General features: G+C 70.0%; 15 protein-coding genes. 14 read left to right on the forward strand and 1 reads right to left on the reverse strand.

The features are described from left to right. The first annotated feature begins 390 nt into the window (after window positions 1-390). The 13 genes from ACGFIW_RS19285 (at window position 391) to ACGFIW_RS19345 (ending at window position 25,497) form a co-directional block, all read left to right on the forward strand. Window positions 391-7,794: an SDR family NAD(P)-dependent oxidoreductase gene (locus tag ACGFIW_RS19285; protein ID WP_393317234.1), complete on the forward strand. Its 7,404-nt coding sequence runs from the start codon at window positions 391-393 to the stop codon at window positions 7,792-7,794. 73 nt (window positions 7,795-7,867) lie between these two features. Then, window positions 7,868-12,682 carry a beta-ketoacyl synthase N-terminal-like domain-containing protein gene (locus tag ACGFIW_RS19290; RefSeq protein WP_393317237.1) on the forward strand — a complete coding sequence of 1,605 codons (4,815 nt, stop codon included), beginning with the start codon at window positions 7,868-7,870 and terminating at the stop codon, window positions 12,680-12,682. Window positions 12,683-12,720: 38 nt separating this feature from the next. Beyond that, a complete protein-coding gene (locus tag ACGFIW_RS19295; RefSeq protein WP_393317240.1) occupies window positions 12,721-13,065 on the forward strand; it encodes an acyl carrier protein in 345 nt (114 codons plus the stop codon). A 2-nt stretch (window positions 13,066-13,067) separates the two neighbouring features. Beyond that, on the forward strand, window positions 13,068-13,907 hold the full coding sequence (locus ACGFIW_RS19300) for an alpha/beta fold hydrolase (RefSeq protein WP_393317243.1): 840 nt from the start codon (window positions 13,068-13,070) through the stop codon (window positions 13,905-13,907). A gap of 26 nt (window positions 13,908-13,933) precedes the next feature. After that, window positions 13,934-14,896 carry a sulfotransferase family protein gene (locus ACGFIW_RS19305; protein ID WP_393317246.1) on the forward strand — a complete coding sequence of 321 codons (963 nt, stop codon included), beginning with the start codon at window positions 13,934-13,936 and terminating at the stop codon, window positions 14,894-14,896. A gap of 69 nt (window positions 14,897-14,965) precedes the next feature. Next, window positions 14,966-16,768 carry a hypothetical protein gene (locus ACGFIW_RS19310; protein ID WP_393317249.1) on the forward strand — a complete coding sequence of 601 codons (1,803 nt, stop codon included), beginning with the start codon at window positions 14,966-14,968 and terminating at the stop codon, window positions 16,766-16,768. A gap of 113 nt (window positions 16,769-16,881) precedes the next feature. Then, the gene (locus ACGFIW_RS19315) at window positions 16,882-17,904 is read left to right on the forward strand and encodes an alpha/beta hydrolase family esterase (RefSeq protein ID WP_393317252.1); all 1,023 of its coding nucleotides are present in this window, start codon (window positions 16,882-16,884) and stop codon (window positions 17,902-17,904) included. Window positions 17,905-17,951: 47 nt separating this feature from the next. Further along, a complete protein-coding gene (locus ACGFIW_RS19320; protein WP_393317255.1) occupies window positions 17,952-19,091 on the forward strand; it encodes an ABC transporter ATP-binding protein in 1,140 nt (379 codons plus the stop codon). Then, the gene (locus ACGFIW_RS19325) at window positions 19,088-19,918 is read left to right on the forward strand and encodes an ABC transporter permease (protein WP_393317258.1); all 831 of its coding nucleotides are present in this window, start codon (window positions 19,088-19,090) and stop codon (window positions 19,916-19,918) included. Before ACGFIW_RS19320 ends, ACGFIW_RS19325 begins: the two co-directional genes overlap by 4 nt. A gap of 37 nt (window positions 19,919-19,955) precedes the next feature. Further along, complete coding sequence (locus ACGFIW_RS19330) at window positions 19,956-20,819, forward strand: 3'(2'),5'-bisphosphate nucleotidase CysQ (protein ID WP_393317261.1); 864 nt, start codon at window positions 19,956-19,958, stop codon at window positions 20,817-20,819. A gap of 21 nt (window positions 20,820-20,840) precedes the next feature. Further along, a complete protein-coding gene (gene cysD, locus ACGFIW_RS19335; protein ID WP_393317264.1) occupies window positions 20,841-21,752 on the forward strand; it encodes a sulfate adenylyltransferase subunit CysD in 912 nt (303 codons plus the stop codon). Then, window positions 21,752-23,059, forward strand: coding sequence for a sulfate adenylyltransferase subunit 1 (locus ACGFIW_RS19340; protein ID WP_393317267.1), 1,308 nt, complete (start codon window positions 21,752-21,754; stop codon window positions 23,057-23,059). Before cysD ends, ACGFIW_RS19340 begins: the two co-directional genes overlap by 1 nt. A 575-nt stretch (window positions 23,060-23,634) precedes the next feature. Then, the gene (locus tag ACGFIW_RS19345) at window positions 23,635-25,497 is read left to right on the forward strand and encodes a S8 family serine peptidase (protein ID WP_393317270.1); all 1,863 of its coding nucleotides are present in this window, start codon (window positions 23,635-23,637) and stop codon (window positions 25,495-25,497) included. A gap of 506 nt (window positions 25,498-26,003) precedes the next feature. Here the strand turns inward: ACGFIW_RS19345 and ACGFIW_RS19350 are convergent. Further along, the gene (locus tag ACGFIW_RS19350) at window positions 26,004-26,309 is read right to left on the reverse strand and encodes a hypothetical protein (RefSeq protein ID WP_393317273.1); all 306 of its coding nucleotides are present in this window, start codon (window positions 26,307-26,309) and stop codon (window positions 26,004-26,006) included. Window positions 26,310-26,480: 171 nt separating this feature from the next. Between ACGFIW_RS19350 and ACGFIW_RS19355 the strand changes: the two genes are divergently transcribed. Beyond that, the gene (locus ACGFIW_RS19355; RefSeq protein WP_393317276.1) at window positions 26,481-26,855 is read left to right on the forward strand and encodes a carboxymuconolactone decarboxylase family protein; all 375 of its coding nucleotides are present in this window, start codon (window positions 26,481-26,483) and stop codon (window positions 26,853-26,855) included. Window positions 26,856-26,911 lie beyond the last annotated feature (56 nt).

Consider the following 26,911-nt stretch of genomic DNA (forward strand, 5'->3'; position numbering starts at 1 on the left):
CAGCTAAGAGTGCTTTTATAAGCCAGATCGGCAAGACCATAGTGATCAACGTCACTCTTTCTGGGTGATCGGCAACATTTTGGAAATCAAATCAAGTGGATCCGTAACACGATGGCCTCCGGCTGGACCGAAGCTGCCAGCCATCCGCCCAGGCCAGGTCGGTGCACCCCCCTGTGGACGGAAGATGTTGCGTGCTCCAGCGGGCTGGCCGGAAGAATCCGCAGGCCAGCGCCATGTTTGGAGAGATTTAACTGAGCCGTAACTAAGCTGGCCTAACTTAATTGCAGCCCGGGATTGATTAGCGACAATTGTCTACGGGCCACCTCCGCGTTGATCATTTGATTCATTCGGTCGCTTCAGAGAACCGTCGCCACATGAATTGGGAGTCCGATGAGCCCTGCACCGAACACGCGCGATCTGGTGATCGCGATCAGCGCCGGTAGCCTCCTCGAACCCAGTCCCGGGATCGTCACGGCCGCCCGCCACGGCGGCGGTCACGGCGTCCTGGACCTCGCCTCCGGCGACAGCTGGACACTCACCGCCCTGGCCCAGGCCACCGCCGGGTCGAGCGAGCCGATCGGCGTACGCGTACCGGCCGGCTGCACCGCCACGCAGGCCGACGTGGACCGGGCGGGCCACGGCCTGGTCGATCTCGTTGTCGTACCGCTCGACACACCATGGCAACTTGCCGACGTGGTCGACAGGTACCGGGTGCTGGTCGAGGTGACCAGCCTCGACGACGCTCGGCTGGCCGTCGCCGCCGGGGCACACGGGCTCATCGCGCGGGGCATGGAGGGTGGCGGCAAGGTCAGCGAGCTCAGCTCGTTCGTCCTACTCCAGCAACTGGCCGCAGCCGACGGCATCGACCTGCCGATCTGGGTCGCCGGCGGCATCGGCCCCCGCACCGCCGTCGCCTGTGTCATCGGCGGCGCGGCCGGCGTCGTCCTGGACAGCCAGCTCGCCCTCATGCCGGAGTCCGAGCTACCGGCGGACGTACGGGGCGCGATCCGCCGGCTGGACGGCTCCGAGACGGTCCTGGTCGACGGCGTACGCGGGATCCGCCGAGGCGGTCCGCACGACAGCACCTCACAGCTGCTGCCGATCGGCCAGGACGGCTGGCTCGCCGCCGTCTTCGCCCGGCGCTGGCCCGACACCGCCGCAGCCGTACGCGGAATCCGCGCCACCCTGCTCGAAGCGATCGCCGAACCGGCCGCCGGGAACGCCCTGGTGCCTGGTGCCGCCCTCGCCGACGCCCTCAACGTACGGATACCCGTGGTGCAGGGCCCGATGACCCGGGTCAGCGACGAGGCCCCGTTCGCGGCCGCGGTCGCCGCCGACGGTGCGCTGCCCTTCATCGCGCTCGCCCTGTCCGGCGCGGAACAGTCCCGCCGGGTGCTCCGGGAGACCGCCGACCGGCTGGGCGACCGGCCCTGGGGCGTCGGGGTGCTCGGCTTCGCGCCCGACGAGTTGCGCGCGGCACAACTTGCGGCGATCCGGGAGATCAGACCCGCGTGCGCCATCATCGCGGGCGGCCGGCCGTCGCAGGCCACCGAGTTGGAGCGGGACGGGATCAACACCTTCCTGCACGTGCCGTCGCCGGGGTTGCTGCGGCAGTTCCTGCGGGCGGGCGCACGCAAGTTCGTCTTCGAGGGCGCGGAGTGCGGCGGCCACGTCGGCCCGCGGGCGAGCTTTCCCCTGTGGGAGGCGCAGCTGCTGGTGCTGGAGGAGTTCCTGGCGGACACGCCGGACGATGCCGGGCGGCTGCAACTGCTGTTCGCGGGCGGGATCCACGACGCGCGGTCGGCGGCGATGGTCGCCGCGATGGCGGCTCCCCTGACCGGGCGCGGGGCGCAGATCGGGTTGCTGATGGGGACCGCCTACCTCTTCACCCGCGAGGCGGTCGAGGAGGGCGCGATTCAACCCCTGTTCCACCGTGCGGCCATCTCCGCCACCGGCACGTCGCTGCTGGAGACCGCCCCGGGACACGCGACCCGGTGCCTGCCGAGCCCGTTCGTCGACGACTTCCACGGCGTGCGGGAGGAACTGGAATCGGCCGGGGTGGAGAACCGCCAGGTCTGGGAACAACTGGAGCTGCTGAACGTCGGCCGGCTGCGGATCGCCAGCAAGGGCGTACGCCGGGAGGACGACGGCCTGGTGGAGGTCGACGAGGCGGTCCAGGCCGTCGAGGGGATGTTCATGGCCGGCCAGGTCGCGGTGCTGCGCCACGCACCGACCACGGTCGCAGAGCTGCACGAGCAGGTCACCACCGAGGCACGGGAGTTCCACGCGGTACGGACCGCCGCGCTGCGCGCCGAACTCACGCCACCGGCAGTGCCGGTCGACGAGCCGCCCGCGCCACTGGACATCGCCATCGTCGGCATGTCCTGCGTCCTGCCCGGCTCCCCCGACCTGCACAGTTTCTGGCAGACCGTGCTCGGTGGCGCCGACGCGGTCACCGAGGTGCCGGCCGACCGGTGGGACGTCGACACGTACTACGCGCCCGAGGTGGGCCCTGGGCAGGCCGGTCGGATCAGCGTCTCCCGATGGGGCGGCTTCATCGAGCCGGTCCCGTTCGACGCGATCCGCTACGGCATTCCCCCGGCGGCGCTGAGCAGCATCGACCCGACCCAGTTGCTCGCGCTCGAGGTGGCACACCGGGCGCTCGTCGACGCCGGATACCCGTACGACGCGGCCGGCGCGGACCACAGCCAGACCGGGGTGGTGTTCGGTGCCGAGGCCGGCAGCGACATGGGTCACGCCCAGACGCTGCGGACCATGCTCCCGGCCTACCTGGGTGACGTGCCGGCCGAACTGGAGGACCAACTCCCCACGGTCACCGAGGACAGCTTCCCCGGTGTGCTGGCGAACGTCATCGCGGGTCGGGTCGCCAACCGCCTCGATCTCGGGGGCCCCAATTACACAATCGACGCCGCCTGTGCCTCGTCGCTGGCCGCGATGGACGCCGCGTGCAAGGAACTCAGCGCCGGCAGCAGCGACCTGATGATCTGCGGTGGCGCCGACCTGCACAACGGCATCAACGACTACCTCATGTTCACCTCCGCGCACGCCCTCTCCCCCACCGGGCGGTGCCGTACGTTCGACAGCACCGGCGACGGGATCGCCCTCGGCGAGGGGGTGGCGTGCGTCGTACTGAAGCGGCTGGCCGACGCCGAACGCGACGGCGACCGGATCTACGCCGTGATCAAGGGCGTGGGGAGTTCCAGCGACGGACGCGCGCTCGGGCTCACCGCGCCGAGGGCGAGTGGACAGCGGCGCGCCCTCGACCGGGCCTACCACCGTACCGGCGTCTCGCCCCGGGAGATCGGTCTTGTCGAGGCGCACGGTACCGGCACCGTGGTCGGCGACCGTACCGAACTGGAGACCCTGACCCGGTTCTTCGACGAGGCCGGCGCGGAGCCCGGTAGTTGCGCGCTGGGCTCGGTGAAGTCGCAGATCGGGCACACCAAGTGCGCGGCCGGCCTGGCCGGCGTGATCAAGGCGAGCCTCGCGCTGTACACCGGAGTCAAGCCACCCACCATTCACCTGACCCGGCCGAACCCGGCGTGGAGCCCGGAACGCAGTCCCTTCGCGTTCTACACCAACGCCCGCCCGTGGGTGGCGCCGGCAGCCGAGCGGCTGGCCGGGGTGAGCGCGTTCGGCTTCGGCGGAACGAACTTCCACGCGGTGCTCAGTGCGCACCCGAACGGCCTGGAGCCGCGGCACACGCGGCAGTCCTGGCCGGCGGAACTGTTCTGCTTCCGTGGCGCCGACCGGCCCGCCGCCCAACTGCGGGTACGGCGACTGGTGGAGATGCTGTCGAACCGCGACGAGTTGGGCAGGCCGTGGTCGCTGCGTGACCTGGCCGCGTCCCTGGTCGACGACGCGGACCACCGGGCGGGCGCGGTCCGGATCGCCGTCGTCGCCCGCGACCGGGACGAACTCGCCAAACTGTTGGACCGGGCCCTGGCCGGCGAACACGACCCGGCGCGCGGACTGGTCCAACCGCCGGACGAGCCGGGGCCGGGCAAGGTGGCCTTCCTCTTTCCCGGTCAGGGAAGCCAGCGGCCGGGTGCCCTGGCCGAACTGTTCGTGGCGTTCCCCGAGATACGGCACTACCTGCGCCTCGGTGCCGAGTGGGCGGACCTGCTCTTCCCGCCGTCGGCGTTCGACCCCGAGACGGCGCGCGAGCAGGAGGACCGGGTACGCGACACCCGGGTCGCCCAACCCGTACTGGGCATCGGCGGCCTCGCGGTCGACCACCTGTTGCGTCGGCTGGGCGTCCGACCCGACCTGACCGGCGGGCACAGCTACGGGGAGCTGGTCGCGCTCTGCGTGGCCGACGCGTTCGACCCGGAGACCCTGCTCGCGCTGAGCCGGCAACGGGCCGAGGCGATCCTCGCCGCCACCGGCGACGATCCGGGCACCATGGCAGCGGTCACCGCCAGCGCCGAGCAGGTCGACCGGGTCCTCACCGAGGCGGGACTGGCCGGCGAGGTTGTCCTGGCCAACCGGAACGCGCCAACGCAGGTGGTGATCTCCGGGCCGACACCCGCCGTCGGGTCGGCGGTGTCGGCGCTGCGCGCGGCCGGGCTGTCGGCCCGGGGACTCTCCGTCGCGTGCGCGTTCCACAGCCCGGTGGTGGCCGCCGGCACCACACGTTTCGCCGAGTCGCTCGCCGCCAGGACGGTACGCGAGCCGGCGATCCCGGTCTGGTCGAACCAGACCGCCGCCCCGTACGACGGTGACGCCGACCGCGTACGTGAACAGCTCGCCGCGCAGATCGGTGCACCCGTGCGTTTCGTCGAGCAGATCGAGTCGATGTACGCCAGCGGCGCCCGGACCTTCGTGGAGGCCGGCCCCGGTCAGGTCCTCACCAAACTGGTCCGGGCCGTCCTCGGTGACCGGCCACACCTGGCGGTCGCCGCCGAACCACGTCCCGAGGAGGGACTGCGCGGCTTCCTCGTCACCGTCGCCCAACTGGCCTGTGCCGGCGTACCGGTTCGGACTGGCTGGTTGTTCCAGGGCCGCGACACGGCGGCCCTCGCGACGGTCGAGCCGGTTCGGCGTCCGTTCTGGACGATCGACGGCCAGCTCGTACGCGACCAGTTCGGAAACAGCCTGCCCGGCGGGATGACACCCCCACGACGGATCAAGGAGTTGTCGATGACCGCATCGAACGGGACCACCTTCGGTAACCGGGACGGCCGCGACGAGTTGCTGAGCGAGTTCCTGCGCACCAGCCGGGACATGATCGCCTCACAGCGGGACGTGATGCTCGCCTACTTCGGCGACGGTGTGGGTGGGCGGCTGGTGTGGCAGCCCTCTCAGGCGTACCCGCCCGTGGTGCTACCGGGTCAGGAGAGCGAGGTCGCCCAGGTCACGACGACGGTGGTGGCGGCCGCTCCCCCGGCCGCACCAGCGGTCGCGGTCGACGTGACCGCCGTACCTGTCGCCGCGTCCGGTCCCGACTTCCAGACCGCGATCCTCGACGTGATCAGCGAGCGCACCGGCTACCCGGTCGACCTCATCGAACTCGACCTCGACCTCGAAGCCGACCTCAGCATCGACTCCATCAAACGCGCCGAAGTCGCCGGCGAGGTCGCCGCCCGACTACGCCTCGCCGTCGAAGGCGACGAAGCCGAACTCGAAGACCTCGTCAAGGCCCGCACCGTACGCACCATGGTCGACTGGCTCAACCAGAAGATGCGGTCGACGACGAGCACCACCGTGATCCACGCGACCGCCGTACTCGGCCCGGCGAGCGGGCCGGCGCACTCCAACGCTCTGGTCGCGACCAGCACGGTCGTGCTGACCCGCCCCGACTTCCAGACCGCCATCCTCGACGTGATCAGCGAACGCACCGGCTACCCGGTCGACCTCATCGAACTCGACCTCGACCTCGAAGCCGACCTCAGCATCGACTCCATCAAACGCGCCGAAGTCGCCGGCGAGGTCGCCGCCCGACTACGCCTCGCCGTCGAAGGCGACGAAGCCGAACTCGAAGACCTCGTCAAGGCCCGCACCGTACGCACCATGGTCGACTGGCTCAACCAGAAGATGCAGGGGCAGGCCGTCGGGGCATCGTCAGCGGGTAACGGCACGCTGCCCCCGCCGCCCGCAGCGCGCGCGCTCACCACCGCCGCACCCCCGCCGCTGACGGCGCCGTCCGGCGGAGCGCCCTCGGCGCTGGCCACGATGAGTCCGGCCATCGCGCCCGCGCCGATCTCCAGCGCACCCGCGCCGATCGCCGTCGTCGCCGACACCGTGGCGGTCGCTGCGGAGGTCGCCGCCGCCGGCCGCGTGGGGATCACGCCGAAGCGGCTCCTGCCCCAGCCGAAGGTGATCGCGGGACCGCCCGACGCGGACGCCGGTTCGCCGCTCGCCGGGCAACCCGTCGAGATACTCGCCGGGACCAGTTTCCTCATCACCGGCGCCAGCCCGGCGCTCGCGTACCTCGCCGAACTCCTCCAGGAGCACGGAGCGGGTGGGCAGACCGGTGTGGTGGACGGGAAGGAGGCCGATCAGCTCACCGGCTTCGACGGGCTGATCCTGCTCGACGGGTTGACCGGCGCCGGCGCCCCCCTGCTGCCGGAGATCTTCCCGTTCCTCAAGCGGGCGCTCGCGACAGGTCCACGCTGGCTGCTGGCGGCCGGACCGGTTGGCGGGGCCGACCGTACCGACGGACTCGCCGGCCTGTTCCGCACCATCGCCAGGGAATACCCACAGGTCACGGCCAGGTACGTCGAGGTCGACGCGGCCGCCGACCCGCAGCGGATCGCCCGACACCTGCTCGACGAGTTGCTGGTCGGCGGGGACGCACCTGTTGTCGCACGGGGCGAGACCGAGCGGACGGCGGTCGACCTCGCACCGGTGCCGCTGGGAGCGGTGGCAACGAGCGGTGCCGGGCCGGCCGGTGACGGCGCCTCCGAGGCGGCGGCGATCGGCCTCGACCGGGATTCGGTGGTCGTCCTGGTCGGCGGGGCGCGCGGGATCACGCCGTGGTTCGCCCGTACGGTCGCCATGGCGAGCCGCTGCCGGATCGAGTTGGTCGGCCGTACGCCGCTGCCGACCGAGCCGGAGGATCCAGACCTGGTGTCGGCCCGGGACAAGGCGTCGTTGCGTGCCGCGCTCGCCCGCCGGGGGATGCGGTCACCGGCGGAGATCGAACGCGCCGCGCAGGCGGTCCTGGCCGCCCGCGAGGTCGAGGCCACCCTCACCGAGCTACGGGAACTGGGCAGCGAGGTGCGTTACCACGCCCTCGACGTGCGGGACGCGTCGGCGACCCGGGGCCTGCTACTGGATGTCGAGCGTACGCACGGCCGGGTCGACGGCGTCGTGTACGCGGCCGGCATGATCGAGGACAAGCTGATCGCCGAGAAGGACCCGCAGTCGTTCGCCCGGGTGTTCGGCACCAAGGTGGACGGTGCCCGCTCGGTGCTGGCCGGGATCGACGAGCTGGGCTCCGCACCCCGCTTCGTGGTGCTGTTCGGCAGCATCGCCGCGGCGTACGGCAACCGGGGTCAGGGCGACTACGCCGCGGCGAACGACGCGATCGACGCGATCGGCACCCGGTGGGCGGACGCCACCGGCAACCGCTGCCTGACCGTGCACTGGGGCCCCTGGGCGCCGGGTGCCGGGCACGGCGGAATGGTCAGTGACGAGCTGAGCAGGGAGTACGCCCGCCGCGGCATCGAACTGATCGACCCCGAGGCGGGTGCGTTCAGCTTGTTGAGCGAGCTGGCCTGGGGCGATCCGAAGATCAACTCCGTGGTCTACACCGCCTCGGGCTGGTGATCGTGCACGAGGCGCGGCGGCGCCTGAGCCGCGTCCCCGGCAGACCCGTCGACAGTGGAGCGAGAGGTCGAGGATGAATACGAGCACCGATCGGCGCGACCCGGTCGCGATCGTCGGGATGGCGGCGGTGATGCCCGGCGCCGGCGACCTGGAAAGCTACTGGCGCAACCTGGTCGACGGCGTGGACGCGATCACCGACGTGCCGCCGCACCGGTGGGACGACGAGTTCTACGACCCGGAGCAGGCCCACCGACCGGACCGGATGTACTGCCGCCGGGGCGGGTTCGTCGACGAGTTCGCGAGCTTCGAGCCGCTGCGGTTCGGCATCATGCCCGCCTCGGTGGCGGAGATCGAACCGGACCAGCTCATCGCCCTGAACGTGGCCGCCGCCGCGATCGACGATGCCGGCGGTGCGGGCCGGCTGCCCGGCGGCGACCGGGTGGGTGTGATCCTCGGGCGAGGCGGCATCCTCAGTCCGGCCCAGGCCCGCTACGCCCAACGGGTGCGGATGTCGAGCCAGGTCATCCAGGTGCTGCGGGAGCTGATCCCGGAGCTGGACCAGAGCCGGCTCGACCTGGTCCGCGAGAAGTTCGACGAGCGGCTCGGCCCGTACCAGCCGGAGGGGACGATCGGCCTGGTGCCGAACCTGGCCGCGTCCCGGGTGGCCAACCGGCTCAACCTGCGCGGTCCGGCGTACACCCTGGACGCGGCCTGCGCCTCGTCGCTGATCGCGGTCGACCAGGCGATCACCGAGCTGACCAGCGGGCGGTTGGACGCGGTCCTGGCCGGTGGTGTGCACCACGTGCACGACATCAGCTTCTGGTCGGTGTTCAACCAGTTGCGGGCGCTGTCCCGGCGCGGTGAGAGCCGGCCGTTCCACCGGGAGTCCGACGGCCTACTGATCGGCGAGGGCACCGGTGTGGTCGTACTCAAGCGGTGGTCCGACGCGGTCCGGGACGGCGACCGGGTGTACGCCGTGATCCGGGGCAGCGGGATGTCCAGCGACGGCCGCTCGGCGAGCATGTTCAACCCGGCCTCCTCCGGACAGGTGCTGGCCATCCGGCGGGCCTGGGAGGCGGCCGGGCTGGACCCGACCGCGCCGGACGCGGTGGGGTTGCTGGAGGCGCACGGCACCGGCACGCCCACCGGCGACGCGGCCGAACTGGTCTCGGTCGCCGAGGTCTTCGGACCGCACTCTGGTGACGGCCCGCGCCCGGTGATCGGATCGGTCAAGTCGATGATCGGGCACACCATGCCGGCCGCCGGGATCGCCGGCCTGATCAAGGCCACACTGGCGGTACACCGGGGGGTGCTGCCGCCCACGCTGCACTGCGACGATCCACGCTCGGAGATGGCGGCGACCCGGTTCGCCCCGATCGCGACCGCCCAACCCTGGGAGAGCGACGGGCCGCGTCGCGCCGCGGTGAACGCCTTCGGCTTCGGCGGCATCAACGCACACGTCATCATCGAGCAGCCGCCCGAACCGGCCGGCAGCCGAAACCGGCCGGCCGGCGGAGTTCCGGTGACAGCGGGTGTCGCAGAAGGCGCGGCCCCGACCATGGCCGGCTCGACGACTGTCGAGGTCACCGAGCCGGACCAGGTGCTCTGGCTCGCCGCGCCGGATCCGGTCCGGTTGGCCGGCCTGCTGGCCCGCGACGACCACGAGGTACGGGCCCTCGGCACCGCACGGGCCCGGAGCGACAGGCCCGCCAACGGGGCCGAAACGAGCCGGATCGGCATCGTCAACCCCACGGACAAGCTGCTGGCCGTCGCCCGCAAGACGGTGGCCCGAGGTCAGGCATGGCGGGGTGGGCGGGACATCTGGTTCAGTCCGTCGCCGCTGCTGGCCGGTGGCACCGGACGTCTCGCCTTCGTCTTCCCCGGCCTGGAGGCCGAGTTCGCACCGCGTACCGCGGATATCGCCGGGCACTTCGGGCTGCCGGACCAGCAGTGGTCCGCGGCGGACCTGGGCCGGCACGGCGCCGGGCTGATCGAGGTGGGCAAGCTGCTCGACGAGGCGCTACGCCGCATCGGCGTGCTGCCGGACACGGTCGCGGGACACAGCATCGGCGAGTGGACCGCCGCCGCGACAAGCGGACAGATCAGCACGGCCGAGATGGACGAATTTCTGGAGCTGTTCAACGCCGACTCGGTCGAGGTGTCCGGATATGTCTTCGCCGCGGTGGGAGCCGGCGCGGAGCGCGTCGCCCCGATGCTCGGCGACTTCCCGGGGGTGGTGCTCTCCCACGACAACGCCCCGGCGCAGTCCGTGGTGAACGGCCCCGAGTCCCAGGTGGACCGCCTCGTCGAGGCGCTGCGTACGGAGAACGTGCTGTGCCAGAAGCTGCCGTTCCGGTCGGCCTTCCACACTCCCGTGTTCGCCGACGGCCTGCAGTCGATCGGCGCTGCGCTGCGCCGCTGGGAGGTGCACCCGACCCGGATACCGGTCTGGTCGGCGACCCTGGCGGCACCGTTCCCCGCCGACGAGGCACAGGTCAACGCGCTGTTTGTCCGGCACATGATGGAGCCGGTCTGGTTCCGTCAGATGGTGGGCGCGATGTACGACGCCGGCGTGCGGGTCTTCCTCCAACTCGGCGCCGGACAACTCGCCTCGCTGATCAGCGACAACCTGCGCGGGCGTGACCACCTCGCGATGCCGGTCAACGTGAAGCACCGCAGCGGGCTGAACCAGCTCCGCCGGGTCGCCACCGCGCTCTGGGTGGAGGGCGGCAGCCCGAACCTGGGCGCGCTCGATCCGCCAGCACCGGCGAAGACGACCGGGAAACCGGCACGCCGTGGCCCGTCGATTCCCCTGGACCTGGGTGGGCCACTGGTCAGGCTCGGGGCGGGCGCCGCCGGTCTGCTCGGCGTGTCCGTGAACGACACCCGGCCGGGCCACCTGTCCGCCGGTCCGCCGGCTCACGGTGCGGGCACCCCGGTCGACGCGTCGGCGCCGGCCGGGACGCGCGAGCCGGAGCCGGCGGGCACCGGCGGTAACCCGGCGACGGCGCTTGCCGCACTGCACCGCCTGGCCGGACGGTCCAGCGCGGCGGCGGAACTCGCCGCACTGTTGCAGGACACGGCCCGGGACGCGGTCAGCGTGCTGGACGCCGCCGCACCCACGCTCCGACCACACCGACCGGCGGCACCGGTGGCGCCGCCGGGAGGTGTCACGCCACCTCCGAGCGTCCCACCCGCGGCGCCCACCGTCGTCGTCGGCAACAGCAACGGGGGCCGCACCGGCAACGACGACGCGTCCGGTCGCACCAGCAGCAACGGCAGCACGGCCAATGGCAGCGGGGGCAACGGCAACGCGGGTACGGTCCGGCGGATCACGTTGCGAGTCTCCGTCGAGACCATGCCGTACCTGAGGGATCACTGCTTCTTCGTCCAACCACCGGACTGGCCGAACGTGGAGGACCGGTGGCCGGTGGTGCCGGCGACCACCCTGGTCCAGCACATGGTCGACGCGGCCGAACAGGCCGTGCCGGGCATGCGGGCGGTGGCCGTACGCGACGCCAGGTTCAACCGTTGGCTGATCGCCGAGCCGGCGCAGGACGTCGAGATCACGGTGAAGTCGTCCGGTGACGGCGTGGTCTCGGTCACCCTCGGCCCGTACGCCCGGTCGACAGTGGAACTCGCCGCGGACTATCCGGCGGACGCGCCCGAGGTGTGGCGGCACGATCCCGCGACCGAGCGGCCGCCCCGGATCAGTGCCGAGGAGATGTACGCCGAGCGGCTGATGTTCCACGGCCCGCAGTTCCAGGGCGTCACCGCCGTACACGCCCTCGGCGACATGCACGTGCGGGGCGTGGTCACCGCACCCGTCCCGCCGGGGGCACTGTTGGACAACGCGCTGCAGCTGATCGGCAACTGGCTCATCACCACACAGCCGTTCCGTACCGTCGCGTTGCCCGTGGGTCTGGGCCACATCCGCTACTTCGGTCCCCCGCCGGCACCCGGTACGGCCTTCGAGTGTGTCGCCCGGGTGCGCTCGATCGACGACGCGCAACTCGTCGCGGACACCCAACTGGTGGTCGACGACCGGGTGTGGGCACAGATCGACGGCGCGGTGGACCGGCGCTTCGACAGCCATCCGCAGGCTCGGCCGGCGGAACGGTTCCCCGAGCGGCATCCGATGTCGCTGATCCAACCCGAGGGCTGGACGATGGCCTTCGACTGCTGGACCGACCTGGTCACCCAGGGCATGGCCGCCCGCGGCATCCTGGGCTCGGCCGCGTACGCGGACTACGAGCGGCAACCGGCCCGATCCCGCAAACAGTGGCTGCTGGGCCGGATCGCGGCGAAGGACGCCGTCCGGTTCCGGTTGTGGGAGGACGGCCACAGCGACATCTACCCGATCGAGCTGACGGTGGGCAACGATCCGAGCGGGCGGTCCCGGGTCCACGGACGTCCGGGCCGTGATCTGCGCGACTGCGACGTCTCGCTGGCTCACTGCGCCGAGATCGGGGTTGCCATCGCGAAACCCCGCGACCCGGCGTCGCCACCCGACGCGCCGGGCGTCGGCATCGACGTCGCCGAGATCGCCGACCACCCCGAGAGCACCGTGCACTTCGCCCTGTCCGATGCGGAGACGGCCCTGCTGGACTCGCTCGGCGGCGACGCCGAGGGCCGGCGGCGGTGGTTCACCCGGTTCTGGGCGGCCAAGGAGGCGGTCAGCAAGGCGGAGGGGACCGGACTCGACGGGCGCCCTCGCCGCTTCGCCGTGCGGAACGCCACGGACACGGTGCTGACCGTCCAGATCGACGAGCGGAACTACCTGGTTGAGCACCGCGAGGTCGGCAACCCTGACGACCTGACGCCCCGCCGGTACGTCGTCGCCTGGACCTGGGGCCCGCAGACCGGCGCTCTGGCTGATCAGCCGTGACCGGCACCCATTCCCGACCATTCGAAGGAGTACGCCCCATGGCCGCCTCGCACGCCGACATCCTCGCCGAACTCACGGAGATCATCCACGCGGTCCTCGGGGACTTCGCCGCCGATGAACCCATCACCATGGACACCACCTTCCGCGACGACCTCGGCATGGAGAGCATCGACGTCGTCTCCCTCGCCGGCCGGCTGCAGGCCCGGTACGGCAACACCGTCAACTTCGCGCATTTCGTCGCCAAGCTGGACCTGGAGACCGTTGGTGAGTTGCGGGTCGGGCAGTTGGTCGAGCACATCGCCCGCTCCCTCGACGCGGACGGGTCCGGCCGGGACGTGCCGACCGGCGCCAGCCCCACCGTCGTCGAGGCGGTCCACTCGTGACGATGATCCGGGCCAACGGGATCGAGGTGCACATCGAGCGCCTCGATCCACCGGCAGACGGGCCGGGCGGGGGCAACGCCGGGCGGGGTGAGCGACCGGCCACCCTGGTGATGATCCACGGGATGGCCTCCGACAGCCTCGCCAGCTGGTATTTCACGCTGGCCAAGCCCCTGGCCGATGCCGGGCTGCGGGTCCTGATGTACGACCTGCGGGGGCACGGCCACAGCCAGCGCCCGCCCACCGGCTACGCCCTCGACGACTTCGTCGACGACCTGTCGGCGATGCTGACCGAACTCGACGTCACCGATCCGGTGCACCTGCTCGGCAACTCGTTCGGCGGCACGATCGCATTCGCCTACGCGGCCCGCCACCCCGACCGGGTCGCCTCCGTCGCGGCGATCGAATCGTCACCACCGACCAGGGCCTGGATGGCTCGGGTCGCGCGCCGGCTGGACCGGGCCACCGACCTCCTGCCCCGGCCGGAGGCGTTGGCACAGATCAGCGCTGGTCGGGGGGAACGGGTGGCCCGCCGGGCCCGGGCCACCGGCGAAATGCTCGCGACGACCACGCTGGCCCGGGACCTTCCGGCCAGTGCCCTGCCCAGTTCCGCGCAGATCAGCGCGATCGGCGTACCGGTGCTCTGCCTCTACGGCGCGAACTCCGCTGTCGTCGAGCTGGCACCGGCCGTGGTCCGGCTGCTACCGCAGACGCGGTCCGTGGTCCTACCCGGCGAGAAACACACGGTCCTGGTCGACCGGCCGGAGGCGGTCCGCCGGCTCGTCCTGGCCTGGCTCCGCGAGGAGTGCTCCGTTGAGGTGGCCGAGGTGGCCACCGCCCCGTGACAACCCATCGTGCAGGAGGTCCTCGGATGGACACCCCGGTCCCCGGCAGGTCGATCATCATCAGCAACGGCCGGTGCGGCTCGACGCTGCTCTCGGACCTGATCGCCGAGCAGCCCGAGACGCTCTCGGCGCAGGAGTTCTTCATGTCCGTCGCACCCTGGGCGCGCAGTTCCGAGATCCTTACCGGGGCCGCGTACTGGGCGGTGCTGAGCAGCCCCAAGGCGGAGCTCGCCACCCTCTTCCGGATCGGGCTGCCGCCGAAGGAGGTGCGCTATCCCGCGACCGGTCGGTGGGCGGACCGGATGATCGAGCTGCCGCGGATCCTCGCCATCACCCTGTCGAAGCTGACCGCCGACCCGGACCGGCTCTTCGACCAACTCGCCGAGCGGGTGCCGGACTTCCCGACACAGTCGGTCGGCGACCACCACCGGATGTTCCTCGACCTATTGGCCGTGGTGACCGGCAAGCGGCGCTGGGTCGAGCGTTCCGGCGGGTCGAGCCATGTCGCTCCGTACCTGTTGCGGGCATTTCCCGAGGCGAAGGTGGTGTACCTGACCCGCGACCGGGAGGCGACCGCCCGCTCGATGAGCCAGCACTCGTCGTTCCAGCTGATCCAGCTGCGGGTGGAGTTCCTCGGCCGGTGCGGGTTGGATCCGTTCCGGATCGAGCCCGGCCAGTCGGTGCCCGAGGATCTGGAACGGTACCTGCCGGACCGCCTCACCGCCGACCTGCTCCGGGACCGGGGTCAGGACCTGCGCCGCTATCTCGGTCTGAGCGCGTTCCTGACCAGCCAGGCCGAGCAGGCGCTCACCGACCTACCTCCGCGACATCTGCACCGGATGAGCTACGAGGACCTGGTCGCCGACCCGGTCGGGCAACTCGGCCTGCTGGCCCGGTTCCTGGAGTTCGAGGACTGGGAGGACTGGGCACAGCGGGTCGCCGGACGGGTGGCCAGGCCCGCCCGGGCCCGAGAGGTCGCCGCGGCCTGAGGGTGTCCGCGCCCCACCAACCGTCATGACTCCGTCGAACGAGAGGAACCATTTGTGAAACCATTCCGGATGTCGGGCCGGCGACCGCTCGCCGCGGCCGCCGTACTGGGACTGCTGTTCGTGCTCGCGGCACCGGCGTCGGCCGCCGCGGCGATCGACGCGGATGCGCCGGGTGCGGCCGGACATCAGCCGCGCTACGAGCGGAAGCTGATCGGGAAGGGTGCCCCGGACGAGTGCTTCGCCGGTGTCGGTGTGGCCTATCCAGCCGGTCCTCCGTGCGCCACCGGTCAGTCGAAGGTGAACCAGTCCTACCTGTGGGGCATGACCCAGACCGAGCAGAGCCTGTGGTTCGGCACCGGAGCGAACGTCAACTGCCTGACCAGCGGGCGCAACCTGCGCAACACGACGCCGAACCTGAACGACGACTGGGTGTGCGAGTACGGCGAGAGTCAGATCGCGAAACGCAACCCGACCCTGCCCGCCACCCTCGGCGACCATCGCCCGCCTCGCCTGTACACGTACGACAAACGTTCGCGGCGGTTGACGGAGAAGACCGACGCGGTCAAGAACGCCTCCACCACCGACGCCAACCGGCTGAGCACGACCGCCGGAATCCGCGCCGCCGGCACCCATCAGGGCGTGGCGTTCCTGGGAGGGCCCGCCCTGGGCGAGAGCATCAACCTGTTCGCCTTCGACACCGGCACCGGCGCCTTCCTCGGCTCGGTCAACCTGCTGGCGTACGGCAACATCCGCCACTTCGTGGTTGCCGACGGCGCGCTCTACGCGGGTGTCGGGGTGGGCGCGAACGGCGGCAACCGGGGGCACGTGCTGCGGTGGACCGGCTCCCGGAGCAACCCGTTCAGTTTCGTCGAGGTCGCGAACCTGCCGGCCCAGGCCGCGGATCTCACCGTGCACGACGGGCGGATCTTCGTGACGACCTGGACGGGTTCCGGTGACGACGCCCTGGCGGCGGCCGTGCCCGGCACGACCGACGAGCCGCTGTCCGGGGTCGCCGGGGTGTGGATGAGCCCGAAGCTGTCGCAGGGGGAACGCGGTCTCACACCGGCCGACGCCGACAGCTGGACCCAGGTCTGGTCGGTCGACGGGTACGAGCCCGACCCGGTGGTGGCCCGCACCTACGCGCTGGGTGGGCTCGCCTCCTTCAACGGCTATCTCTACTGGGGCACGATGCACGTGCCGATGAAGGCGACCACCGTGCACATCGCGACCTACCCACCGGCGGACGAGACCGCGCTACGCGCCACGGTACGCAGCACGCAGCGGGCGATCAGCATCTTCCGAGGTAAGAGCTTCGGCGGCAGCCACCAGCGGGTGGACCTGTTGTACGGCGCACCCCAGTTGCCCGCCTACGACCCGGCGGGCAACGGCGGCGCGGGCCTGTGGGCGGCCGCCTCGACCGGCTACACCCCGCTGTACGGCCCCTCGGGCATGGGCAACCCGTACAACAACTACACCTGGAAGATGGCGGTGGCCGGCGGGAAACTCTACGTGGGCACCATGGACTGGAGCTACATCTCCAAGGATCTGGGCCAGGAGACCGCCCGGCTGTTGGGTGTCACCGGTCCGGCCGCGGCCGAGCTCGGCGACGCCTCCGTGTTGGCCGACGACCCCCCGCCGGCACCGGTCTACGGCGGCGACCTCTTCGTGTTCGACTCGACCAGCAAGCCGGCCACGGTGGTGGACAACAGCGGGCTCGGCAACTACCTGAACTACGGGATCCGCAACATGGTCGCCGACGGGTCGACCCTCTACCTTGGCATGGCCAATCCGATGAACCTGCGTACGGACCCCGACGATGACGTTCCCGAGGGCGGCTGGGAACTGATCCAACTCAGTGTGAAGCACTGTTAGCCGGCTGGCCCCGTCCGTGCGTCGCGACAGCCACGGGCGGGGCCGACCGCACGGATACACCATCCAGTACGAATCCTTACAAATCTCGAACATCCCTATGCCAGGGTGCGAATATGACGCAAATTAGTAGATCTTGGACTGGCCGTTCGATTCGGTACGGCCGGTGGCGACACCTGCTCGCGGTCCTGCCGCTCGTCGGAGCGCTCACCCTGCTGGCCGGTTGCGGGATGTTCCGGGACGACCCGAAGCCGCACGACGTCGGACCGGTGTCCACCATGCCGAGTGGCACCTCGACGCACACCCTCGTGATCGACGGGCAGGAGCGCGGCTTCCGCCTCTACCTGCCGGCGAACCTCGCCCGGTCGACCGCAGTCCCATTGGTGGTCATGCTGCACGGCGCGCTGGGCACGGGCAGTCAGGCCGAAACCGCGTACGGCTGGAACGCGATGGCGGACCGCGAGGGCTTTGTCGTCGCGTACCCCGACGGGTTGAGCCGTTCCTGGGCGGTGAGCCCGGACTGCTGCGGCCCGCCCGCCCGCGACGGCGTGGACGACGTGGCCTTCATCCAACAACTCGTCTCCTCCGTGGCCGACCAGCTTCCGGTGGACCGCGCCCGCGTCTACGCCACCGGGATCTCCAACGGCGGGATGCTCGCATACCGCCTGGCGTGCGACACGAAGCTGTTCGCCGCGATCGGACCGGTGGCGGCGACCCAACTCGGCCCCTGCCCGTCCCCCGCACCGACCTCCGTGATCCACATCCACGGAAAGGCGGACCAGACGGTGCCGCTCGACGGTGGCCCGGGCAAACGGGACAACGACGGGACCGGACGCAATCCGGTCAAGATCGACGGCCCGCCCATCCCCGACCTGCTCGGCCAGTGGCGGAAGACCGACGGATGCGACGCGCCGGTGACCACCGCCGCGGGCCCGGTCAGTACCTCGACCGCCGCCTGCCCCGGGGGACGGGCTGTCGAGTTGGTCACCGTCGACGACGCCGGCCACCAGTGGCCCGGCGCCGCCGGCCCCAGACCGGAGGCGCAACGCCTCCTCGGCCTGGATCCACCCGCGACCGCACTGGACGCGACCGAGACCATCTGGCGTTTCTTCGAGGCACACCCCCGAACCGGCGGCTGACCCGACCGACGCCCATCCACCCGACAACTCAGGACAGGGAGCAGCAGATGCCCAGCAGTGGTGGCAGCCCGGCCGCGGTCGAGGTCGCCGACCTCGTCAAACGCTATCCCGGGAGCACGACCCCAGCCGTGGACGGGCTGTCCTTCACCGTGGCCCCCGGCGAGATCTTCGGGCTGCTGGGACCGAACGGTGCCGGCAAGTCGACCACCATCGGCATCCTCACCACCCGGCTGCGGGCGTCCGCGGGCCGGGCGCTGGTCGGCGGGGTTGACGTGGTCGGCGACCCGGTCGCGGCCCGTGCCCAGTTGGCCGTCGTACCCCAGCACAACAACCTGGACCGCTCGCTGACTCCACGACAGAACCTGCTGTACCACGCCGCGTACCACGGTGTCGGCCGCGCCGTACGCAACGCCCGGGCCGATGCGCTGCTGGACCGTTTCGGCCTGACGGATCGGGCGGACAAGCGGATCGAGGCGTACTCGGGCGGCATGGCGCAACGGCTCATGATCGCCCGGGCACTGATCCACGAACCGGCGGTGCTCTTCCTCGACGAGCCCACCAACGGGCTGGACCCGCAGTCCCGGCGGTCGATCTGGAGCCAGATCCGTGAGATGCGCGGGCGCGGCGTGACGGTCGTGCTGACCACGCACCAGATGAACGCGGCCGCTGCCCTGATCGACCGGGTCGGCATCGTCGACCAGGGCCGGCTGCTCACCCTGGACACGCCGGGCAACCTGGTCAGAGGGCTCGCCGGACGTTCGATCCTCGACCTGACGGTCACCCCGGCCGCGCATGACGAACCGGACGAGCTGTTGCGTGCGCTGTCCGAGGTCGCCGGCGTACGCAAGGGTGAACGGCTCGCCGCGGCCGCACCGCCCGGCGGTGGGGCCGCCAACCTCCGCTCCGGCCTCGGCCTCGGGGGCGGCGCGGGGTTCGGCGCGGGTACACCGGCTGCCGCACTGGCCGCACTGGCCCGCCGGGAACGGGCGGTCGCCACGCTCACCCCCGACCCCGGCGGGCGTCAGCGCGTCCGGTTCCGGCTGCATCTCGCCACCGACCCCGCCGCCGTGCTCGGGCCGGCGCTCGCCATCGTGACCACCCGGTCGGCGACCCTCACCGACGTCCACATCGCCGAGCCAAGCCTCGAAGACGTCTTCATCGGACTGACCGGAAGGGACCCACGGTGACCGACCTCGACGCTCCGCCGGCAGCGGCGACGAGCACCACCGCGACACCTCCGAGACCCAGCGCGCACCGGGTCTTCCTGGCCATCCTGCGCCGGGACCTGCTGGTCACCGGTAAGGAACTCTGGGTCATCCTGGTCCAGGTCGGCCTCACCCCACTGTTCATGCTCTTCGTCTTCGTCAAGGTGCTCGGCGGGCAGGGCGTCGTCGCCGGGAACTTCGCCGACCTGTTCCTGCCCGGCATCATCGCGCTCGCCGCGCTCACCACCGCGTTGCAGAGCGTCGCACTGCCACTGGTGAAGGAGTTCGGCTTCACCCGGGAGATCGAGGACCGGCTTCTCGCCCCGCTGTCGACGAACCTGGTCGCCGTCGGCAAGCTCGTGGTCGCGATGCTGCGCGGGCTCATCGCCGCAGCCCTCATATACCCACTGGGCGCGCTGATGGTCGGCTCGGCACCCTGGCAGCCCGGACGGCTGCCGATGGTCCTGCTGACGGTCCTGCTCGGCGGATGGATCGGGGGCGGCATCGGCATGACATTGGCGACGATTCTGCCCATCCAACGGATCAACATCACGTTCTCGCTGGTCGTGACCCCGATCATCTGGACCGGTTGCATCCACTACCCGTGGCCGCGGCTCTCCTCGATGCCCTGGTTCCAGACGGTCACCGCCCTCAACCCGATGACCTACGTCTCCGAGGGCGTACGCGGGGCCATGTTGCCCAACGTCGCGCACATACCGGCCTGGGTCTGTCTGCTGGTCCTGACCGGGGTGGCCGCGATGGTCACGGTCACCAGCGTACGAAGTTTCAGTCGGCGTGCCGTCCAGTGAACGGCACGGTCCCCGCGTCTACCGGAGGTGCTCGTCGATGAACGTGCTGGAACCCCCCAGGTCCGAAGCCCCCGCGTCGGATGGCGCTTTCGCCGCCTGGCTGGCCGAGCGGGCCGGCCGGTTGCTGCTGCGCGTCCGCGCCGAACATGGTCACGCCGACCCGGCCGCGTTGAAGCGCGCGGGTGACCGGGCGTCGCACCAACTGCTCCGCGATGAGCTGGCCCGGTGCAGGAGCGCCGACGCCGTGCTCTCGGAGGAGGACGACGGCGCACGGCAGGCCTGGGCCACGGATGCGGCCGGCCCTCCGCCGGAGCGGCTGGCCGCCAACCGGGTGTGGATCATCGATCCGTTGGATGGGACCCGCGAGTTCTCCGAGCCGAGCCGGACGGACTGGGCGGTGCATGTCGCACTCTGGCAACGGAACGCGGCGACGGAGCACCGCCTCGTCGCGGGTGCCATCGCCCTGCCGGCCCAGCTCCGTACCCTCGGCACCGAGATACCCCCACCCCGACCGACGGCGGTCGGCGGTCGGACGATCCGCTTGGCAGTGAGTCGGAGTCGGCCGCCGGCGTTCCTGACCGAGTTGGCGGATCAGGTCGGGGCGGAGCTGGTGCCGATGGGGTCGGCGGGGGCGAAGATCGCCGCGGTGATCAGTGGCGAGGTCGACGCGTACGTGCACGCGGGCGGTCAGTACGAGTGGGATTCGGCGGCGCCGGTGGCGGTGGCGACGGCCACGGGAATGCACGCTTCCCGCATCGATGGAACAGCGTTGAGCTACAACGAGGCCGATCCGCGGCTGCCGGATCTGGTCGTGTGCCAGCCGGATCTGGCCACCCCGCTCCTCGCCGCGCTGCGGCAACACCTGACCCGCACGCCGGCAACGGCCACGGCAGCCGGCTGACCCCCGATGGATACGGTGGACATGACCACTCCGGCGGCATACCAGGTGTCGCACCTGGACGCGCTCGAGGCGGAGAGCATCTTCGTCATACGCGAGGTGGTGGCCGAACTGGAACGCCCGGTGCTGCTGTTCTCGGGTGGCAAGGACTCGATAGTCATGCTGCGGTTGGCGCAGAAGGCGTTCGCACCGGCCCAGATCCCGTTCCCGGTGCTGCACGTCGACACCGGGCACAACTTCGACGAGGTGTTGGACTACCGGGACCAGCAGGTGGCCGAGCTCGGCCTGCAGTTGGTGGTGGCGAGCGTGCCGGAGGCGCTGGAGGCGGGCCTGGTCCGCGAGCCCGCTGACGGGACGCGCAACCGGATCCAGACGCCTGTGTTGTTGGCCGCGCTGGAGAAGTACCGGTTCGACGCGGCGTTCGGTGGGGCGCGGCGGGACGAGGAGAAGGCCCGGGCCAAGGAGCGGATGTTCAGCTTCCGGGACGACTTCGGTCAGTGGGATCCGAAGAACCAGCGGCCGGAGTTGTGGTCGTTGTACAACGGGCGCCACCACCGGGGTGAGTCGATCCGGGTGTTCCCGTTGTCGAACTGGACCGAGCTCGACATCTGGCACTACATCGCCCGGGAGCGGTTGGCGTTGCCGTCGATCTACTACGCCCACGAACGTACGGTGATCGAACGCGACGGGATGCTCTACGCGGTGAACGAGTTCATCGCGCCCCGCAGGTCGGAGGAGCCGTTCAAGGCGCGGGTGCGGTACCGGACCGTCGGCGACGCCTCGTGCACGGCGGCGGTGCTGTCCGAGGCGGACACGGTGGACCTGGTGATCGAGGAGGTCGCGGCGACCCGGATCACCGAGCGCGGGGCGACCCGGGGTGACGACCGGGTGAGTGAGGCCGCGATGGAAGACCGCAAACGGGAAGGCTACTTCTAATGAGCAGCACCGCGGTTCCGGTGGTCGAGGGCGCGGCGCCCGAGGGGCGGGCGATGGACCTGTTGCGGTTCGCGACGGCGGGCAGTGTCGACGACGGTAAGTCCACGCTGATCGGCCGGTTGCTCTACGACACGAAGTCGTTGTTCACCGACCAGTTGGCGGCGGTGGAAGCGGTCAGTGCGGCCCGGGGCGACGAGTACACGAATCTGGCGTTGCTGACCGACGGCCTGCGGGCGGAGCGGGAGCAGGGCATCACGATCGACGTGGCGTACCGGTACTTCGCCACCCCCCGGCGGAAGTTCATCATCGCCGACACCCCGGGCCACACCCAGTACACCCGCAACATGGTCACCGGTGCCTCCACCGCCGACCTGGCGTTGATCCTGGTCGACGCCCGTAAGGGTCTGGTCGAGCAGTCCCGCCGGCACGCGTTCCTGTGTTCGTTGCTGCGGGTGCCGCACCTGGTGCTGTGTGTCAACAAGATGGACCTGGTCGACTGGTCGCAGGAGGTGTTCGAGCGGATCTCGGATGAGTTCACCGCGTTCGCGGCGAAGTTGGAGGTGCCGGATCTCGCCGTCGTCCCGGTCTCGGCGTTGCACGGCGACAACATCGTGACGCGCTCGGAGCACACTCCGTGGTACGAGGGCCCGTCGCTGCTGCACCACCTGGAGCGGGTGCACATCGCGAGTGACCGCAACCTGGTCGACGTCCGGTTCCCGGTGCAGTATGTGATCCGCCCGCAGTCGACCACGATCACCGACTACCGGGGTTACGCCGGGCAGGTCGCTTCGGGTGTGCTGAAGCCGGGGGACGAGGTTCTGGTTCTTCCCTCCGGGCTCACCTCCCGGGTGGCGGGGATCGAGACCGCGGACGGACCGGTCACCGAGGCGTATCCGCCGATGTCCGTCACGGTCCGGTTGACCGACGAGATCGACATTTCCCGGGGCGACCTGATCTGCCGGCCGAACAACGGCCCGGCGGTCGCGCAGGACATCGAGGCGATGATCTGCTGGATGGACGAGAGCACCCCGCTGCGCCCCGGCGCGAAGTACGCCATCAAGCACACCACCCGTACCGCCCGGGCCGTGATCCGCGAACTGCACTACCGGCTCGAGGTGAACTCGCTGCATCGTGACGAGGCTGCCACCGAACTCGGACTCAACGAAATCGGCCGCGTTCGCATGCGTACGACCGTCCCGCTCCTCGCCGACGAATACCGGCGTAACCGCACGACCGGTGGTTTCATCCTCATCGACGAAACCACCAACCGCACCATCGCTGCCGGAATGATCGTCGACACCAATTGACCTACGGAAAGGGGGCGGCTGTGTGCCAGAGCCAGTTTTCAGGCGGAGCCGATGCCGATGTGGGCCACGCCGCCCTCACCGGCCGGGCAGGCGGAGGAGGCACCCGACGCGCAAGGACGAAGGCAGGGAGGCCAGCCGCTGTCTGACGCGGGTAATCGGCGCGTCAAGCGAACCGGCGACGAACGACGCTGTCTACAACTGCTTGACCTTGTCGAGGAACGTCGCCCAGCTGGCGTTAGGCGCGAACCAGAGGGCCGTCAGCTGACCGGAGGTCACTCGCACGTTGCTGTACGGCCTGTCAACCATCAAAATCAGTAGCCGAATCGCTTGGTTCAGGGGTCGGGCACCTCAGGTGGCGTGGCGCTGTCGACGAATCGATAGCGCGCCTCGAAATGATCACCATGCCTGCGGCCTGGAATGGATTGCCATACCTCGACTTCCATCTCACGAGCGATATGGAAGATTTGACATCTGTCTTCTGCCGCCATCATTGAGTAATCTCTTCTCAATCGGACATCGTCGATTCCTCGTCGTGGGCGAGCGGACGAACGGGTGCCGATCGGAGGGAGGGGAGAATGAGTCTCCCGAAAAGATCAATTGTGGTGGGCGCCGTCGCGATGCTGGCACTCACAGCCGCCACGCCAGCCGCGGCGGCCGAACCGGAGGGCAACATCCGTAGTGCCGGCGGTGCCACGGCTGTCAGCGACAGCTACATCGTGGTGTTCAAGGAGAGCGCGGTGAGTCGGGCGCAGGTCGGCGCCACCGCCAGTGGACTGGTTGGCCAGCACGGCGGAGCGGTCGTCCGGACCTACTCCACGGCCTTGCGCGGCTTCGAGATCACGGCCGGTGCCAAGGCGGCGGCCAGGATCGCCGCGCATCCCGAAGTCGCGTACGTCGAGCAGAACCACACGGTCCGCATCTCCGGGACACAGCCGAACCCCCCGTCCTGGGGTCTGGACCGCGTCGACCAGCGCAACCTGCCGCTGGACAACTCGTACACCTACCCGAACACCGCGACCAACGTGCACGCGTACATCATCGACACCGGCATCCGGTTCTCCCACAACGACTTCGGCGGCCGGGCCACCAGCGGCTACGACGCGGTCGACGGCGGGTCCGCCGACGACTGCAACGGGCACGGCACGCACGTCGCCGGCACCGTCGGCGGCTCCTCGTACGGCCTGGCCAAGGGCGTGCAACTGGTCGGCGTACGGGTGCTGAACTGCTCCGGCAGTGGCACCAACGCCGGCGTCATCGGCGGCGTCGACTGGGTCACCGCGAACGCGATCAAGCCGGCCGTGGCGAACATGAGCCTCGGCGGCGGGGCGAACTCCTCGCTCGACACTGCGGTCCGCAACTCGATCAACTCGGGTGTGACCTACGGTCTCGCCGCGGGCAACGACAACGGCGCCAACGCCTGCAACACCTCGCCGGCCCGGACGACAGAGGCGATCACGGTCGGCTCGACCACCAGCACCGACGCCCGGTCGTCCTTCTCCAACATCGGTACCTGCCTGGACATCTTCGCGCCCGGCTCATCGATCACCTCGGCCTGGTACAACAGCGACACCGCGACCAACACGATCAGCGGTACGTCGATGGCCACCCCGCACGTGGTCGGTGCCGCTGCCCTGGTCGCCTCCGCCAACCCCACCTGGACCCCCCAGCAGGTCCGGGACTACCTGGTGAACAACGCGACAAACAACGTGGTGACCAACCCCGGCACCGGTTCTCCGAACAAGCTGCTCTACGTGGTCAACGACGGCACTCCACCGGCGGACGACTTCTCCGTCGGGGTGTCGCCGGCAGCCGGCTCGACCGCGCCGGGCGGCTCGGTCAGCGCCACCGTGACTACCGCGACCACCAGCGGCTCGGCGCAGTTGGTGAGCCTGTCGGCGAGCGGGCTGCCGAGTGGCGCCACCGCCTCGTTCAGTCCAGCCACGGTGACCTCGGGCAGCTCGTCCGCGCTCACCATCGCCACCTCGGCGAGCACTCCTTCCGGCACCTACAGCGTCAGTGTCACAGGTGCCGGTACTGCGGGTACGCGCAGCGCCACCTACTCGTTGACAGTGACCGGTTCGGGCGGCGGCGGCTGCTCGGGCACCAACGGCACCGATGTGGCGATACCGGACAGCAACACGGCGGTGACCAGCGGCATTGTCATCACCGACTGCAACCGTAACGCCTCCTCGGCGTCCACGGTGGCCGTCAATATCGTGCACACCTTCCGCGGCGACCTGATCATCGATCTGGTGGCACCGGACGGTACGGCCTACCGACTGAAGAACCAGAGCTTCTTCGACGGTGCCGACAACGTCAACACCACCTATACCGCGAATCTCTCCACCGAGCCGGCGAACGGCACCTGGCTGCTTCGAGTGCGAGATGTCTTCTCCGGTGACACCGGCTACATCAACACCTGGACCCTTACGCTCTGAGACGTGACGAAGGGACCTTTCCGCTCCGATTCCGGTAGCGGGAAGGTCCCTTCGGGAGGCGCAGGCCCCGGCACTGCCAATCTGCGACGGTCAGCGCGCCGCGAACGGACGCCATTTCCTGTCAACCGAATTGGACCCTAAGTAAGCCCAAATGAGACAGTTGCTCTCACCTACTTGTCGTGACTTTCCACGAAATTTGGTGCCCGAGGGGGATTCGAACTCTTATACGTATCATCGGTGCACCATTTCGGGTGCACATGCTCATAGATTACGGCACGTTCAGGGTTGGCTCAACCTCGCGCGCCCATTACCGGGCGTGAGCATGAATCGAAGTCGGGCCACGCATGGTCCAATCTTGCCAGCCAACTGGCTCGACTATCGACTGACCGAAATGAACGTGCAGGCATCAAGATTGAGCCCACCGCAGGGGTCCTGGTGAGTTTCAGTCGACCGGCGTTGACGACAGCCCGCGCCGCTCGCGTTCTTCGGTGGCGAGCGCACCAGGTTCACCGCCTTCGTCGAACTCTGGAATCCACCACAAACGCGCACAGCGCCAGAGCATCCAGCGCCGACCAACGCGATGCAACGAGGTGTTCCCGCAACGCGCAGATCTGCGCTCGCACCGCCAGGGCGAAAGTCTGGATCCGGATGAGTCGCCGGACCGCTGCGATGTCGGAGCTGCGGTAGACGGCCAGGGCCGTCAGATCTGCCCCTCCTGCCGTCGCAAGTCGCTGACGCTGAACAGGAACGGCAGATTCCCGCAGCAGCTCTTCCCCCGACGGCACCAACTGTTCCATGTCCGAGGCGAACATGAAATAGATCGTTTAGATAGAATGGGGCGGGTTCAGTCAGCGGAGGCATTCGCCTCGATGAGGCGGCCCTGGGTGGCACCCCGTTGGGGTGAACCTCCGCGATCCAGGGGCCCTGCGCCGCCGAACAGGGAAACGTTGACGGCATGCTCATCTCCCTGGATTACACCGGCCATGAGTGACCGCTACCGTGACGCGCTCGATACCGCCGGGCGGCTACTCGGTCAACCCTTGACGCTCCCCCTGGCAGAAGGGGAACCGCCCTCCGGCGAGGACTTCCGCCGGCTGGCCACCGAACACACCTTCGGTGACTCGTGGAGCCGTGGAGTTCTCGACACCCGCGTCCGCGCGCTGATTTCCGTCGCCGTCGCGGCGACTCTCGGAACGCATGAACCGTTGCGGGGCCAACTGCGCATCGCCCTCAACAGTGGTGTGACAAGGGAAGAGATCGTCGAGTTGTTCATCCACCTTGAGGCGTACGCCGGAGCGGCGCGGGCCTTTGACTCGTACCAGATCGCCGTTGCTGTCTTCGGCGAGACGAGTGGCTGACCGCTCTACGTTGCCAATACTTGTCGCACCCGGTGTGAGCTGGGTTTCCGTTAGTT

Source organism: Micromonospora sp. NPDC048935 (assembly GCF_043197875.1).
Lineage (GTDB): Bacteria > Actinomycetota > Actinomycetes > Mycobacteriales > Micromonosporaceae > Micromonospora.

Coding starts and splice junctions, on each gene's coding strand:
- cysD (WP_393317264.1), top strand. CDS start 20,841: ATGACCACTCCGGCGGCATACCAGGTGTCGCACCTGGACGCGCTCGAG.
- ACGFIW_RS19355 (WP_393317276.1), top strand. CDS start 26,481: ATGAGTGACCGCTACCGTGACGCGCTCGATACCGCCGGGCGGCTACTC.
- ACGFIW_RS19285 (WP_393317234.1), top strand. CDS start 391: ATGAGCCCTGCACCGAACACGCGCGATCTGGTGATCGCGATCAGCGCC.
- ACGFIW_RS19340 (WP_393317267.1), top strand. CDS start 21,752: ATGAGCAGCACCGCGGTTCCGGTGGTCGAGGGCGCGGCGCCCGAGGGG.
- ACGFIW_RS19305 (WP_393317246.1), top strand. CDS start 13,934: ATGGACACCCCGGTCCCCGGCAGGTCGATCATCATCAGCAACGGCCGG.
- ACGFIW_RS19330 (WP_393317261.1), top strand. CDS start 19,956: ATGAACGTGCTGGAACCCCCCAGGTCCGAAGCCCCCGCGTCGGATGGC.
- ACGFIW_RS19290 (WP_393317237.1), top strand. CDS start 7,868: ATGAATACGAGCACCGATCGGCGCGACCCGGTCGCGATCGTCGGGATG.
- ACGFIW_RS19320 (WP_393317255.1), top strand. CDS start 17,952: ATGCCCAGCAGTGGTGGCAGCCCGGCCGCGGTCGAGGTCGCCGACCTC.
- ACGFIW_RS19295 (WP_393317240.1), top strand. CDS start 12,721: ATGGCCGCCTCGCACGCCGACATCCTCGCCGAACTCACGGAGATCATC.
- ACGFIW_RS19350 (WP_393317273.1), bottom strand. CDS start 26,309: ATGTTCGCCTCGGACATGGAACAGTTGGTGCCGTCGGGGGAAGAGCTG.
- ACGFIW_RS19315 (WP_393317252.1), top strand. CDS start 16,882: ATGACGCAAATTAGTAGATCTTGGACTGGCCGTTCGATTCGGTACGGC.
- ACGFIW_RS19310 (WP_393317249.1), top strand. CDS start 14,966: ATGTCGGGCCGGCGACCGCTCGCCGCGGCCGCCGTACTGGGACTGCTG.
- ACGFIW_RS19300 (WP_393317243.1), top strand. CDS start 13,068: ATGATCCGGGCCAACGGGATCGAGGTGCACATCGAGCGCCTCGATCCA.
- ACGFIW_RS19345 (WP_393317270.1), top strand. CDS start 23,635: ATGAGTCTCCCGAAAAGATCAATTGTGGTGGGCGCCGTCGCGATGCTG.